Source organism: Exiguobacterium sp. TDN 0502 (assembly GCF_050846835.1).
Lineage (GTDB): Bacteria > Bacillota > Bacilli > Exiguobacteriales > Exiguobacteriaceae > Exiguobacterium_A.
Genome location: NZ_JBOZGJ010000010.1, coordinates 1 through 12,960 on the forward strand (window position 1 = coordinate 1; position 12,960 = coordinate 12,960).

A 12,960-nucleotide genomic window follows, 5' to 3' on the forward strand; every position below is an offset into this window, starting at 1 on the left:
AGAGACAAACAAGACCCGCTTTCCTGCTTAAATGAAGCAGGAAAACTGGCTTGTGTCTCGCCTGAGGAAAGGGCGTGGAAAGACGAGTCATTCTTTTTTAAGTCAGTCCTATTTCTTTTCAACGATTTAAGACTCATTGAATCTGCGCTTCACCGATGAACTCTGCGAAGACTTCGTTCGCTAACGGAATACCGGCTGGCGTCAAACGGATATGTGTCTCTGTCTGCTCAACGAGACCATTTGGCAACAACCGTTTCATGACGTCACCAAAGACATCTTCGAATGCTACTCCGTATTTCGTCTGGAAACGTTTGAGTGATACACCGTCCTTCATCCGAAGTCCGAGGAACATCTCTTCTTCCATCCGCTCGACGTTCGTCAACGGTGTCTCTTTTCGAACCGGTAACCCTTCCGCTTTGATGTAGTGCGGAATCGGTGCGATGTTCGCACGACGCGTCTGATTGATGTAGCTATGTGAGCCTGCACCAAATCCGTAGTACTCATCGTTTTCCCAGTAGACGCGATTGTGCCGACTCTCTTTACCAGCTTCTGCGAAGTTCGAGATTTCATACTGCGCATATCCGCCTGCTTCAATCGTTTCGATCATCACTTGATACATCTCCGCCTCGAGATCTTGCGTCGGTAGGGGTAACTTTCCTTTACGCTCCTGAATCGCAAAGACCGTATGCGGTTCTAAAATCAAGGAATACGATGAGATATGCGTGATCGGCAATTGAAGTGCGCGCGTGACGTCGTAGCGGACCTGATCGAGTGTCTGATTCGGTAACCCGAACATCAAGTCGACGGAGATGTTATCAAACCGTTTCGCTGCTGCGTCGAGCGTCTGCGCGACTTTTGCTTCCCGGTGCGTCCGACCGATGCGTTCGAGCAACCCATCGTCAAACGATTGGACACCGAAGCTGACACGATTGACACCACCCGCTTTCATGATATCGAGTTTCTCTTCCGATACACCGTCCGGGTTCGACTCGACCGTGTACTCTAAATCGTCACCTGTCAGTGGCAACAAGTGCTTCTGGATGATTTCCATCAACCGTTGCATCTGTGGTTCATTCAAAGCGGTCGGTGTTCCGCCACCGATGAAGATCGTCTCGAGATGATCCGTCGGGTATTGTTTCAGCGTCAGTTCGATTTCGCGTTCGAGTGCATCGAGGTACTCATCGACGGGCTGATTCTTTAAAAAGACTTTATTGAAATCACAGTAGTAGCAAATATGTTCACAAAAAGGGATGTGGACATATGCGGCGCGTATTCCCATTTCGCCTCATCCTTTCTCTATAAAACCAAAAAGGGGACGCAAGCGCCCCCCACCTGTTTAATCTTCGTCCATGGATAGAACGGACATGAAGGCTTCTTGCGGTACCTCTACTGAGCCTACCATCTTCATGCGTTTCTTACCTTCTTTTTGCTTCTCGAGCAGCTTCCGTTTCCGAGAGATATCTCCCCCGTAACATTTCGCAAGAACGTTCTTCCGTAATGCTTTAATCGTCGAACGCGCGACGATCTTCGTTCCGACTGCTGCCTGGATTGGCACTTCGAACTGCATCCGTGGAATCAATTCCTTCAGCTTATCAACGATGACCTTCCCGCGTTCGTACGCAAAGTCACGGTGAACGATGAAGCTGAGCGCATCGACGTTCTCGTTGTTGAGGAGGATATCCATCTTGACGAGACGCGACTGTTGGTAGCCGATCAATTCATAATCAAGTGACGCATACCCTTTCGTACTCGATTTCAACTGATCGAAGAAATCGTAGACGATCTCAGATAACGGTAACTCATACGTGATTTTGACACGTGTCGTATCGATGTATTGCATATCGACGAATGTTCCGCGTTTCTTCTGACACAACTCCATGATCGCACCAACGTAATCATTCGGTGTCATGACGGCAGCCTTGACGAACGGCTCTTCGATGAATTCAACTTTTTGCTGATCCGGCATCTTCGATGGGTTATCGACGTGCAAGACTTCACCTGCAGTCGTCGTCACGTGATAGATAACGGACGGTGCCGTTGTGATCATATCGATGTTGAACTCACGTTCGATCCGCTCCTGGATGATTTCCATGTGGAGCATCCCGAGGAATCCACAACGGAATCCGAATCCGAGTGCTTGTGATGTCTCAGGTTCGAATTCGAGCGCCGCGTCACTGAGTTGCAGTTTTTCAAGCGCTTCTCGTAAATCGTTGTACTTTGCAGCATCGATCGGATAGAGGCCACAGTACACCATCGGATTCATTTTCCGGTATCCCGGAAGTGCTTCAGCAGCCGGCTGTTTCGCGAGTGTAATCGTATCCCCGACACGTACATCGCCGACCGTTTTGATCGAAGCCGACAACGTCCCAACATCACCGACCGTCAATTCTTGCTGACGTAATGGTTTTGGTGTCGCAACGGCAAGCTCCAGAACCTCAAAGTCCTTACCTGTCGACATCATCCGAATCTTGTCGCCGACTTTAACTGTTCCGTTAACGATTCGAATCGATGCTACGACACCACGGTAAGCGTCATAGTACGAGTCAAAGATCAATGCTTCGAGTGGTGCAGACGGATCACCCGTCGGCGCCGGCACTTTCTCGACGATCTGTTCGAGAATTTCTTCAATCCCAATTCCTGCCTTCGCAGATGTCGGAACGGCTTCAGACGCATCGAGTCCGATCACATCTTCGATTTCCTGACGGACGCGTTCGACGTCTGCAGAAGGCAAATCGATTTTGTTGATGATCGGAAGAATTTCGAGATCGTTGTCGAGTGCTAAGTAAACGTTCGCAAGCGTCTGCGCTTCGATTCCTTGCGCCGCATCGACGACGAGGACAGCCCCTTCACAAGCTGCAAGTGAACGCGAGACTTCATACGTGAAGTCGACGTGTCCCGGTGTATCAATGAGGTGAAGAATATAGTCTTCTCCATCTTTTGCTGTATACTTCAATTGAACAGCATTGAGTTTAATCGTGATGCCACGCTCACGTTCGAGCTCCATGGCATCAAGTGTCTGATCTTTCATTTCGCGCGATGTCAGCGCGCCAGTTTTTTCTAAAATCCGGTCAGCGAGTGTCGACTTCCCGTGATCGATATGGGCAATGATCGAGAAGTTACGAATACTCTTCTGCCGCTTTAAACGGTCTTCATTCGTCATGTTTAGAGTCACCTTACCTTATTTTCAAACGTACATACGGTTCATTATACCAAAAAGCGCTTCACTGTACTATCTCGTTTTGTTTTACCCGAAAAACAAAATGTGAAGATTCCCTAGACGTCGTATTGCTTTTAAGAAAAACGTTTGCTACAATTGTGTTTGTTCTGTTGAACGATAACTGCAGATATGCGAATATAAATCTCGAATGAGTTTTATTGGAGGTGAATCATCCATGGCTAACATTAAATCAGCAATCAAACGCGTTAAAACAGCTGAAAAACGCCGCGTCGCTAACGTACAACGTAAATCGGCAATGCGTTCAGCGATTAAAGCAGTCGAAACTTTCGCAGCTGAAGGTAACAAAGACCAAGCGGTCCTTGCTTTCGCTACAGCTTCTAAAAAAATCGACAAAGCTGCTGCTAAAGGTCTCATCCACAGCAACAAAGCTGGTCGTGACAAATCACGTCTCGCTAAACTCGTAAACGCACTTTAATTCTTTCCGAAGAATACGGTGATGGGTCGCCACTAGGAGGTATCTCCAGTGGCGACTTTTTGTATGTACAAAAACAGCGAAAGCGGGACTCCGTCTACACGGCTTCCGCTTTCACTGTCTTTCATCCCTCGTCCAAATGATCAATCATCACGTAGTGCAGACCGATTCCTTCAATGAGAAATGGTTCTCCGATACGCTCAAGTCCGAGACGCTCATAAAAAGGAAGTGCGGTGACGCGGGCGTTACACCACCACGCTGTCACTTGTCGTTCTTTTAATAGGCGACGGGCTTCTTCAATCAGTGCCCGACCATATCCCTCACCACGCACCTGTTCACTCGACGCCATGCCACGCAGCTGGTACGTCGCTCCTGGCGCTTGTTTATGCGATTGTTCAGAGAAACTACCGATCGCTACGACTCTGTGTTCCTTTATTCCACCAAGATGAAACGTCGACGCACGCGCATCGTCCGGGTAAATACACGCTTCACGCGGTTGATGCGGTCGTAATACGTCGTGCCGCAGTGGAATGACTTCTTCCGCTGTAATGATCCGGACTTCCATGATTGATTTCCTCCTCTTATAACGTCGCTAAGCGAACGATCAGCGCATCAAATAAAATCTTCTTGTCACCGCGTCCTGTTTTCATGCCTTCATCCGTCGTCGTAATGGCAACGAGTGCTTGCTCGAGCTGCGCAAACGTAAACCGTTTCGCAGACTGTAGGGCCAATTTGATTGCGTACGGATGTGCTCCGACTTTTGATGCGATTTGTCGTTCTCCATATCCTTGTTCTGCTAATCGTTTTGATAACAGCATCATCCGGTATTGCCGTGCCATCAGTCCAAGAAGGGCCAACACTTCCTGTCCTTGTTTTTCAAGGTCGCGAATCAACCGGATTGCGGGTTCGAGTTGACGCTTCATCAAGTAGTCCGTTAATTGAAAGACGTTGTCCTCTAATGTCCGCGGAACAAGCAGATCGACATCCTCGATTTCGATCGTCGGTCGATCTCCGGCAAACAACATCAACTTTTCGAGTTCATGGGCTAACGTCCCCCACATCTCAGCAGTCAGGAAAATAAGCCGCTCGATCGCCGGACGCTCCATCCGGTAGCCTTTATCATTGACGGCATCCAGGACGAAACGGAACAGCTCTTCAGTCGTCGGCTTTTTCGCCTCTAGTACCGTCGCCCGTTCCTTCAATCGTTTAACGACGGTTTTTCGTTCATCGAGCTTTTCTGCTTCGACAATCAAGACGACGACTGCATAGTCCGCCGGCTGGATGATGTAATCTGCTAACCGTTCGAGGTTATGTTGTTTTTTATCTTTTGCCCCTGTCAGAAACGTTGCGGGTTTTGCGACGACGACGCGGTAATCACTCAAGAACGGAACTGTCTCCGCTTCATCGAGTACCGCATCGAGCGGTTGGTCGTTCAAATCGATTTTCATATAATCAAATCGCTCACCATCCGGCAAAGCCGCTTTTACGATTTCACGTTCCCATTCTTCCAACAGGTGTCGTTCCGTTCCATATAATAAGTATAAATTCGCTAATTTTCCGTTGACGAGCCAAGGAGTTTTCATCATTCCCACCACATTTCACAGTTTGTTCTTAACTTCATCATAGATAATCCTCTTTTATTCCGCTATACTAGAAGCGGAATCTATTAAGGGGGAATGCAGCATGGCACATTCAGTACGCCCACCAAGTGAAAACGCGTTCGAGAACGATATTCAATCAAAACGCAACGATGCGCTCGACTCTGCCGTTGGTTTTGGTGCATCATTCGGCTTCTTCGCAGTCTTGTTCATCATCGGTGTCGCAATTAAGTTCTTAAGTCTATAATCAGTAAAACAGCAACCTTGGGGGGTTGCTGTTTTTTTATTTTATCATAGGTTCACAGCCCGCTGAAGAACAAGTTATGCTCCCGTCCTGGTCGGTCCGAAAGATTGTCCGCGTTGTGCCGATCCGCTCCAGTACCTCCGTATGGGGGTGACCGTACCGGTTATGACGTCCGGCTGATAAAATGACGATTTCCGGATTCGTCTGTTTCAGTAACTTTTCACTCGTCGATGTCTTTGAGCCGTGATGACCGGCTTTTAAAATGTCAATCGGACCAACCGACAACTCCTCCTCCATCGCTATACTTGCATCTCCCGTCAGCAAAACACGCTGTTGCGCAATATATGCGAATAAGATGACCGAACGGTCGTTCTCTTCTTCCTCTCGCCCAGTCGGTGCGAGGACCTGTAACCAGGGACGAATCGCTTCCCCTTTTTTAACGAACTGGATTTTGGTTCCTGTCATCTCGATGGAACGAATCAGATCACGCCGCTTTTCATCCGTATTATCATAAGTTCCCATGTAAACCGTCTTGACCCGAACGTGTCGCAACAATGCGAGAAGTCCGCCGACATGATCATGATCGGCATGCGTCACGATTAATCCATCGATTTCTGTTTCTCCACGTGTAAACAAATAAGGGGCAACGATGTGGCTGCCCGGGTCAAACGGACGGAGTACAGGGTGTGTCGTCTGTTGATAAACGCCTCCTGTATCCACTACAAACGTTTCTCCTGCTTTTTCAAGGACAACACTATCACCTTGACCTACATCTAAAAACGTAATTTGCTCAGGCGCATGCCATTCTGTAAAGCCCCATGCCGTCAGTAAAAAAATTAACGGCAGGACATGCCCCCACCATCTTCGCTCAGCGATGAACCAAGCAAGACCGGTTCCAGCAACGACATACGTCAAGACGATAGGAGAAAACGCCGGAACAGCAACCACCGCCAACGGTAAGTGTTCCGCTAGTCGTAACGCTTGATCCATCCACTGAATCGCGTGTTGATGCACTGTTTGAAACGTCGAGCTAATTGGTAAAAACGGAATTGTGGCAAGAACGAACGATCCCGGCAGAATCACCCATTCAATCCAACCGCCAATTAATATATTCAACAGCGGAGCCCAGATTGAAACTGTCGTTTGTTCGATGCCTTGTAAAAATAAAAGAGTCCCGCACTGCGCCCAAGCACTGATGAGTAACCAGTTCCATGGACGACGAACGGAACCCATAAGTCTTCTCGACAGAACAAGAAATAATGTCAATCCAACCGTCAATTGAAATCCGATATCATAAAGGACGGTCGGTTGCATCGCTAATTGAAAGGCCGCAACTCCCGCAATGACTTCCACCGGATCGAACGCTTTATGGAAGCGACGACCGAGCAACAGAATCATTGCGACAAGAACGGCTCGTGTGACCGGCGGACTCCATTCCGTCAACCATCCGTAAATCGGTAACAGGATAAACACGACATCGAGTCGTTTTTCTTTTGTCATTCGAATTTTCCGCAAGACAAACAACAGACTGAAAATCAAAAAAGCGATATGTGACCCTGAGATGACGATGGCATGTAGTAAACCGAATTTCTTGAACCGCTCGAGCGTCACTTGATCCATTAATCGATCCTCACCGAAAACGAGCGCTTCGACGTAGAATGCTTGTTTCTGCGGCAACCGTTGTTCAATCCGTGTCATAAAAGACTCACGGACCCGTCTCCCTTCCGCCGCATACCCCGGTGTCGGACGACAGGATTCAAAGGAGCGGACTTCCCACTTTCCACCGTAACGATGTGTATGCATGAATTGCTGTTCGTCAAAGCCACCCGCATTCGATTGTTGTCGGATGTCGAGTGGTTCTGTCATCACACGACAGGAGTGACCGATTCGTTCATATCCTGTCTCTTCTTCTGCGACCGTTGCCGTCAGCAGGACGGGTTGACCGTTACTCTCCGCCTCATAACGAATGCGATCCCCGTTGCGCTTTCCCGATAGGATATCCACGAAAGAAACATCATGCGGTTCAGGTGACAGGTGCCCCATTCCGATGAACAGACAGCTCAATATGAACAGGAGCAAGAGACGACCGACCGAAAAAGACAATGACTTCATGACAGCAAACAACATCAACGCTGCTAACCACCAGATGGATTCTTTGATGGCAACGACAAGTAAGAGGACGAACAGCGCATGAAGCGGCATCAGTAGACGATCAGGTAGGATTTGAGCGACTCTAACGTCTTTTCACCAAATCCCTTCACATCTCCAAGTGATTCATACGTCGCAAATCCTCCCTTCTCCTCACGATAGGCTATGATCGCTTCCGCTTTGGCGGGACCGATCCCCGGGACTTCCATCAACTGTTCTGCGGTTGCCGCATTAAGGTCAACCAATCCTTTAGGTACCTCTGCTTTTGCGCGTTTTGGTGGTTTTGGCTGATCGTTTACCATTTTTACCGGTACAATCACTTCCTGTCCATCAATCAGGCGTGCTGCAAGATTCATTTGTCGAATGTCAGCCTTTGCAGATGTCTTTGCTTTTTCGATTGCATCCTTTACTCGATCACCTAAATGAAATTGATAGGGTCCAGGTGCTTCTACCGCTCCTTTTACGTCCACCATGATGAGTTTATCGCGAATCGAGGCATCTTTTTCTGCTGGCTCTGCCTTCGCTTCTTGTTGTTTGTCCGTTAAGGATGGTTGATCGACCATTGCTTCTTTCGAACAAGAAGGTAACGGTACGAACAATAAAATGATGAGTAGCAGGACGACGACGAGACCTGCAATCTGTTGCAAACGTGGAACGGTCAAGACGATTCCCTCCCTTTGCCACGACTCTAACAGGTCTTCACCCCATCTAGGAAACGACGGCATACACACTATCTACTCTTTGCATCACGATTCTGCTCCGTTACATCGGATAATAATCATACCATCCATACCGTTACTTTGAATTAGCATCTATTTCATGAAAAAAATCCGTCTCCTTCAAGCAACACAAACGTGTATCGCTTCAAGAAGACGGACCAGATCACCTTTTACATTTTTTCAGCAACGAAGAAAATCCGTTCAGCTGTTTCAGAAGGAGCATCCGCTTCGAAATCACCCGTGACAGCGAGAACCCGGAACCCCGCTTCGCGTAACCATGTCACGTATTGTGCCGGAGGGTACGTTCGCTGGTAATGTGTTTCATCGACCCGCTCATAACGACCGTCCTCTTCTTCGATGAAAAACGTCAGTTCATGGACGACAGAAAGCGGTGCCTCACCCGGGTCCGCGAACCAGATGTAGGAACTTTGTTCCGCATGTGTCGCGTACGTCTTCCCATTGAACAAGGTCTCCATCTTATACGGGGAGTGTGTATCGAATAAGAGACGTCCACCCTCTTTGAGGATTGCTGCTACGTGTGTAAACGTCTCTTTGACATCCTCTTCCGTCCGGAGGTAATTTAAGGAGTCACATAGAATCGTCACGGCATCGACAGGTGTCGGTAGTTCAATTTCACGCATATCCTGCGCCCAGAATTGAATGCTTAAGCCTTCTTCCATCGCCTTTTCTTGCGCGACTTCGAGCATCTCTTCCGATAAATCGATCCCGAGCATCTCATAGTGTTTCGCTAGCGCAAGCGTCGCCGTACCTGTTCCACATCCGATATCCGCAATCGTACTTCCAGTCGGAACGTAGGCTGTGACCCAGTCGACCCATTGATCGTACGGGACATCCTGCATCAATTCATCATAGATGTAGGCGAACTGTTCGTATGCCATTAGTTGACCTCGACTTCAACCTTTGGCGCATCTGCCCAGAGTTTTTCGAGATTATAGTAATCACGGTCATCACGGTGGAAGACGTGAACGACGACGTTTTCAAGATCCGCTAACACCCAACGTGCCGCATCGAATCCTTCGAGACGTTTGATCGGTAAGTTATGCTCGTGCGCGACTTCTTTGAGTTCACGTGCGATCGCCTGTACTTGTTTTTCTGAATTCCCTTCACAAATCACGAAGTAGTCCGCAACCGGTGAAATGCTAGACATATTTAAGACGACGATATCTTCAGCACGCTTATCGTCGATGGCATTTACGATTAATTGTAATTCTTGTTCGACTGTCATAGGACGGTCCCCTTTCGTTTGGCCGCGACGAAGGCATTATAGGTCTCTATCGTTCGCGGAAAGATGATGGCTTGTTTCTTACATAAAAAATGAATCGTCTGACTGAGTGTTGCGATGACGGCGTCCGTCAAATCGTGCTCCGCTACTTCGCGAAGCACTTCGACACCCGGGTAACTGCGGTTCGGTTCAATCGCATCCGCGACAAAGAGGATTTGATCGAGTAACGGCATATCGGGTGCTCCTGTCGTGTGATTCGCGATGGCCTGATAAATCACACCCGAGTCAAGACCGAGTTCCCGCCGGACGAGCTCTGCCCCCACTGGTGCATGAAGCAGTTCGTCATCATAATCGAGTAAAATCCGTTGATTCAATTCAACAGCAATCGAGCGCATCTCATCCGGATCGCGGTATTTCGCGTAATCGTGGAGCATAGCAGCAAGTGTTGCATCTTCTTCATCGACACCATATTTGAGAGCCAAATGGCGGGCTGTCTCAACGACACCTAGCGTATGCACATAGCGTCGTTCAGGCAACGTATTTTCAATGATTCGACGTGCTTCTTCAAGGCGCATATAACTTCCACTCCTCAATTCGTTGTCGAACGGCTTCCGGCACTAGGTAGCGAATACTTCTTCCTCGCGCAACGCGTTGCCGGATATCCGTTGAAGAAATTTCTAGCAATGGCATATCAACCGCTGTAACACGTGCACCACGTGGAATCAGATAGCGGCTACCCGGTCGAGCGACGGCACCAAAGACGACTTCTTCGTATAACCGTTCTGCTTGATACCACGTATCGAGACTCACTAGCGAATCTGCTCCAATCAGAAACAGAAACTCATGCTCCGGGTACCGGTGCTTGAGTGCACGAATCGTGTCATACGTATAGGAAGGCTCTGTTCGCTCGAACTCAATCGCCGAAACCGAAAAGGTCGGATTCAATGCAATCGCTTCTTCTACAAGACACAGTCGTTTTGATCCTTCGGTCACAGTACGTTGTTTATGCGGTGGCACATTGGCTGGTACGAACCAGACCGCATCAAGTTCGAGTTGTTCCTGCGCTTGTTCGGCAATCAGGAGATGACCGATATGCGGAGGATCGAACGTTCCGCCCATCAGTCCGATTTTCATCGTGGCAATTCGAGCGACTTGTTTTCTTTTGATTCTTTGTAGAGAACGATGACTTTTCCGATGACTTGTACGAGTTCAGCGTTCGTTCCGGCGACGAGTTCTTGGGCGACATCTTTCGGTGCGTCCGCACAGTTTTGCAGAACTTGTACTTTTAAGAGTTCCCGTTTTTCGAGCGCATCCATCAAATCCGCACACATCGCTTCTCCGACTCCATTCTTACCGACTTGAAAAATCGGATTTAAATCGTGAGCTGTTGCGCGTAAAAAACGTTTTTGTTTACCTGTTAACATGATTAAAATTCCTCCAATTGCTTTCGTATCACTTGCTCGCCAAGTACGAGATCAGGTGCTTGTCCGGTGAAGCGTTCAAATGCTTCAGCCGCTTGTAAGACGAACATCGGGACACCGTCCAGCGTATCAAGACCTTTTTCGGTCGCTTCACGCAAGAGACGGGTCGGCGTCGGTCGATAAATAATATCACAAATCAAGGCGTCCGTCTCGGTCAATTCGATCGGACGTGCTTCGACAAGCGGTGCCATCCCGACAGAAGTCGTATTGATGATGACGTCGTAACTCGTTAAATCAAAGGTGTCTTGCCATGGCAGGACGCATGCTCCGAATTCACGGGCAACCGCTTCGGAACGTTCCTGTGTCCGATTCGTAATCGTCACATCTCCGGGTAAAGCCGCAATGATGCCTCGTGCTGCCCCACCTGCTCCAAGAACGAGTACCCGCTTAAACGAAGGGCGCCGTTTCTTAAGAGCACGAACAAACCCGATTCCGTCCGTATTTGCACCAATCAATTGCCCCTCCTTCCGGTACACCGTGTTCACGGCGCCTGCTTTTTGAGCTGCCGGTTCCAGGTGATCCAGATAAGGTATGATCGCGGTCTTATGCGGAATCGTCACATTGATTCCGTCCAGTTGATGCGTTCGTAATTTCGTAATGATTTGCGGCAATTCCTGTTCCGTTACATCGATGAGGTCATAACAGCCGAAAAGCCCAGCCGCTTCCAGCCAAGCTGTATGCAGCTCGGGTGAAAGTGAATGGGCAATCGGGTGACCGATGACGGCAAAGCGCATCAGACGAGCGCCTCACGTAAAGATACAGCGACACCTTTCGGGGCGTAAGCGGCAACACGTCCGCCTTTTCCATGAACGGCAACCCAGCCGAGTCCACTGAAGACGATATCCGTCTTCATGTTATCACGGAGACTGAATTCATGTCGGACGAGCGGCGGTAGAATCTCACGCGTTTTTTCGTTCGGCGGAGACAACAGCTCCCCGTTATGGTTTGCATATAAATCGTCTGCTTTTTCAAGCTTCGTCCGGTGAACCTTCAATTCGTTCGACATGTAAATGACGAATGAACGCTTGTTCCCTTCCATATAGTCCAATCGTGCGAGACCTCCAAAGAAGAGTGTCTGTTGCGGATGGATTTGGAAAACTTGTGGCTTGATCTCTTTTTTCGGTGTGATCAGCTTCAAGTCTTTCGCATCAACGTAGTGAGCCATCTGATGATGATTGATGATTCCCGGCGTATCATACAAGTTACAGTTATCGTCGAGTGGGATGTCGATCAAATCCAGTGTCGTTCCTGGGAAATGACTGACCGTGATGACGGCTTCGTCCTCTTCACCGAAACGTTTGATGACTTGGTTGATCAATGTCGATTTTCCGACATTCGTACAACCGACGACGTAGACGTCGCGCCCTTTACGATAGTAATCGATTTTTTCAGCGAGTTCATCGACCCCGTGCCCCTTTTTCGCACTGATCAGATGAACGTCGACCGGGCGTAATCCCAGTTCTTTTGACGCTTGACGCATCCAGTTCATAAGGCGGTTCGGGTTCAGTGACTTCGGTAATAGATCGGCTTTGTTCCCGACAAGCAATACGTCGTTTTTCCCGACGAACCGATGTAACCCTGGTAACCAACTACCGTTGAAATCGAAGATATCAACGATTTTAACGACAAGTGCATCTTTTTGACCGATTCCGTCCAAGATTTTAACGAAATCATCGTCCGATAAGGAGACATCTTGAATTTGATTGTAATGCTTCAACTTAAAGCAACGTTGGCAAATGACCATTTCACGGTCAAGTGCAGATTTAGGTGCGTATCCTGGTGCTTTTGTGTCTTCCGTCTGAATGGCGACACCACAACCAGCGCAGTGAATTTCTTCGATCATATTATATGGAGCCGCATACGGGAACGAATATCCC

Annotated in this window: 15 protein-coding genes; 2 read left to right on the forward strand and 13 right to left on the reverse strand. The window is 48.6% G+C overall.

Annotation, left to right across the window (positions count from 1 at the left end; translation table 11 throughout):
* Window positions 1–133 precede the first annotated feature (133 nt).
* Window positions 134–1,279, reverse strand: coding sequence for a radical SAM family heme chaperone HemW (gene hemW, locus ACRPK8_RS11105; protein ID WP_432238272.1), 1,146 nt, complete (start codon window positions 1,277–1,279; stop codon window positions 134–136).
* A 57-nt stretch (window positions 1,280–1,336) separates the two neighbouring features.
* Window positions 1,337–3,160: a translation elongation factor 4 gene (gene lepA, locus ACRPK8_RS11110; RefSeq protein ID WP_087679802.1), complete on the reverse strand. Its 1,824-nt coding sequence runs from the start codon at window positions 3,158–3,160 to the stop codon at window positions 1,337–1,339.
* 232 nt (window positions 3,161–3,392) lie between these two features.
* Between lepA and rpsT the strand changes: the two genes are divergently transcribed.
* Entirely contained in the window at window positions 3,393–3,653 is a 261-nt protein-coding gene (gene rpsT, locus ACRPK8_RS11115) for a 30S ribosomal protein S20 (protein WP_023467434.1), read from the forward strand.
* 121 nt (window positions 3,654–3,774) lie between these two features.
* On the opposite strand, the gene ACRPK8_RS11120 is transcribed toward rpsT, so the two are convergent.
* A complete protein-coding gene (locus ACRPK8_RS11120) occupies window positions 3,775–4,215 on the reverse strand; it encodes a GNAT family N-acetyltransferase (RefSeq protein ID WP_432238273.1) in 441 nt (146 codons plus the stop codon).
* A gap of 16 nt (window positions 4,216–4,231) precedes the next feature.
* Window positions 4,232–5,233 (reverse strand): DNA polymerase III subunit delta, encoded by a 1,002-nt coding sequence (gene holA / locus ACRPK8_RS11125; protein ID WP_432238274.1) that lies wholly within the window; start codon window positions 5,231–5,233, stop codon window positions 4,232–4,234.
* Window positions 5,234–5,333: 100 nt separating this feature from the next.
* Between holA and ACRPK8_RS11130 the strand changes: the two genes are divergently transcribed.
* On the forward strand, window positions 5,334–5,495 hold the full coding sequence (locus tag ACRPK8_RS11130; protein WP_023467431.1) for a YqzM family protein: 162 nt from the start codon (window positions 5,334–5,336) through the stop codon (window positions 5,493–5,495).
* 36 nt (window positions 5,496–5,531) lie between these two features.
* Here ACRPK8_RS11130 and ACRPK8_RS11135 read toward each other — a convergent pair whose 3' ends face one another.
* The 9 genes from ACRPK8_RS11135 to yqeH all read right to left on the reverse strand — a co-directional run bounded on the left by ACRPK8_RS11135 (window position 5,532) and on the right by yqeH (window position 12,926).
* The gene (locus tag ACRPK8_RS11135; protein ID WP_432238275.1) at window positions 5,532–7,694 is read right to left on the reverse strand and encodes a DNA internalization-related competence protein ComEC/Rec2; all 2,163 of its coding nucleotides are present in this window, start codon (window positions 7,692–7,694) and stop codon (window positions 5,532–5,534) included.
* Window positions 7,694–8,302, reverse strand: a complete 609-nt coding sequence (locus ACRPK8_RS11140; protein ID WP_432238276.1) for a helix-hairpin-helix domain-containing protein — start codon at window positions 8,300–8,302, stop codon at window positions 7,694–7,696. The genes ACRPK8_RS11135 and ACRPK8_RS11140 overlap by 1 nt, the downstream gene beginning before the upstream one ends.
* 227 nt (window positions 8,303–8,529) lie before the next feature.
* Window positions 8,530–9,258 carry a methyltransferase domain-containing protein gene (locus ACRPK8_RS11145; protein ID WP_432238277.1) on the reverse strand — a complete coding sequence of 243 codons (729 nt, stop codon included), beginning with the start codon at window positions 9,256–9,258 and terminating at the stop codon, window positions 8,530–8,532.
* On the reverse strand, window positions 9,258–9,605 hold the full coding sequence (gene rsfS / locus ACRPK8_RS11150) for a ribosome silencing factor (RefSeq protein ID WP_023467427.1): 348 nt from the start codon (window positions 9,603–9,605) through the stop codon (window positions 9,258–9,260). The genes ACRPK8_RS11145 and rsfS overlap by 1 nt, the downstream gene beginning before the upstream one ends.
* Window positions 9,602–10,177, reverse strand: coding sequence for a bis(5'-nucleosyl)-tetraphosphatase (symmetrical) YqeK (yqeK, locus tag ACRPK8_RS11155; protein WP_432238278.1), 576 nt, complete (start codon window positions 10,175–10,177; stop codon window positions 9,602–9,604). The genes rsfS and yqeK overlap by 4 nt, the downstream gene beginning before the upstream one ends.
* Window positions 10,167–10,736, reverse strand: a complete 570-nt coding sequence (gene nadD, locus ACRPK8_RS11160; protein WP_432238279.1) for a nicotinate-nucleotide adenylyltransferase — start codon at window positions 10,734–10,736, stop codon at window positions 10,167–10,169. The genes yqeK and nadD overlap by 11 nt, the downstream gene beginning before the upstream one ends.
* Window positions 10,733–11,026 carry a ribosome assembly RNA-binding protein YhbY gene (gene yhbY / locus ACRPK8_RS11165; RefSeq protein WP_268026398.1) on the reverse strand — a complete coding sequence of 98 codons (294 nt, stop codon included), beginning with the start codon at window positions 11,024–11,026 and terminating at the stop codon, window positions 10,733–10,735. The genes nadD and yhbY overlap by 4 nt, the downstream gene beginning before the upstream one ends.
* A gap of 2 nt (window positions 11,027–11,028) precedes the next feature.
* Window positions 11,029–11,817, reverse strand: coding sequence for a shikimate dehydrogenase (gene aroE, locus ACRPK8_RS11170; RefSeq protein ID WP_432238280.1), 789 nt, complete (start codon window positions 11,815–11,817; stop codon window positions 11,029–11,031).
* Complete coding sequence (gene yqeH / locus ACRPK8_RS11175; protein WP_432238281.1) at window positions 11,817–12,926, reverse strand: ribosome biogenesis GTPase YqeH; 1,110 nt, start codon at window positions 12,924–12,926, stop codon at window positions 11,817–11,819. Before yqeH ends, aroE begins: the two co-directional genes overlap by 1 nt.
* Window positions 12,927–12,960: the final 34 nt, after the last annotated feature.

Bases quoted from the DNA above. Each gene is read 5' to 3' on its own strand.
- hemW (WP_432238272.1), bottom strand. From the start codon at position 1,279: ATGGGAATACGCGCCGCATATGTCCACATCCCTTTTTGTGAACATATT.
- lepA (WP_087679802.1), bottom strand. From the start codon at position 3,160: ATGACGAATGAAGACCGTTTAAAGCGGCAGAAGAGTATTCGTAACTTC.
- rpsT (WP_023467434.1), top strand. From the start codon at position 3,393: ATGGCTAACATTAAATCAGCAATCAAACGCGTTAAAACAGCTGAAAAA.
- ACRPK8_RS11120 (WP_432238273.1), bottom strand. From the start codon at position 4,215: ATGGAAGTCCGGATCATTACAGCGGAAGAAGTCATTCCACTGCGGCAC.
- holA (WP_432238274.1), bottom strand. From the start codon at position 5,233: ATGAAAACTCCTTGGCTCGTCAACGGAAAATTAGCGAATTTATACTTA.
- ACRPK8_RS11130 (WP_023467431.1), top strand. From the start codon at position 5,334: ATGGCACATTCAGTACGCCCACCAAGTGAAAACGCGTTCGAGAACGAT.
- ACRPK8_RS11135 (WP_432238275.1), bottom strand. From the start codon at position 7,694: ATGCCGCTTCATGCGCTGTTCGTCCTCTTACTTGTCGTTGCCATCAAA.
- ACRPK8_RS11145 (WP_432238277.1), bottom strand. From the start codon at position 9,258: ATGGCATACGAACAGTTCGCCTACATCTATGATGAATTGATGCAGGAT.
- rsfS (WP_023467427.1), bottom strand. From the start codon at position 9,605: ATGACAGTCGAACAAGAATTACAATTAATCGTAAATGCCATCGACGAT.
- yqeK (WP_432238278.1), bottom strand. From the start codon at position 10,177: ATGCGCCTTGAAGAAGCACGTCGAATCATTGAAAATACGTTGCCTGAA.
- nadD (WP_432238279.1), bottom strand. From the start codon at position 10,736: ATGAAAATCGGACTGATGGGCGGAACGTTCGATCCTCCGCATATCGGT.
- yhbY (WP_268026398.1), bottom strand. From the start codon at position 11,026: ATGTTAACAGGTAAACAAAAACGTTTTTTACGCGCAACAGCTCACGAT.
- aroE (WP_432238280.1), bottom strand. From the start codon at position 11,817: ATGCGCTTTGCCGTCATCGGTCACCCGATTGCCCATTCACTTTCACCC.
- yqeH (WP_432238281.1), bottom strand. From the start codon at position 12,926: ATGATCGAAGAAATTCACTGCGCTGGTTGTGGTGTCGCCATTCAGACG.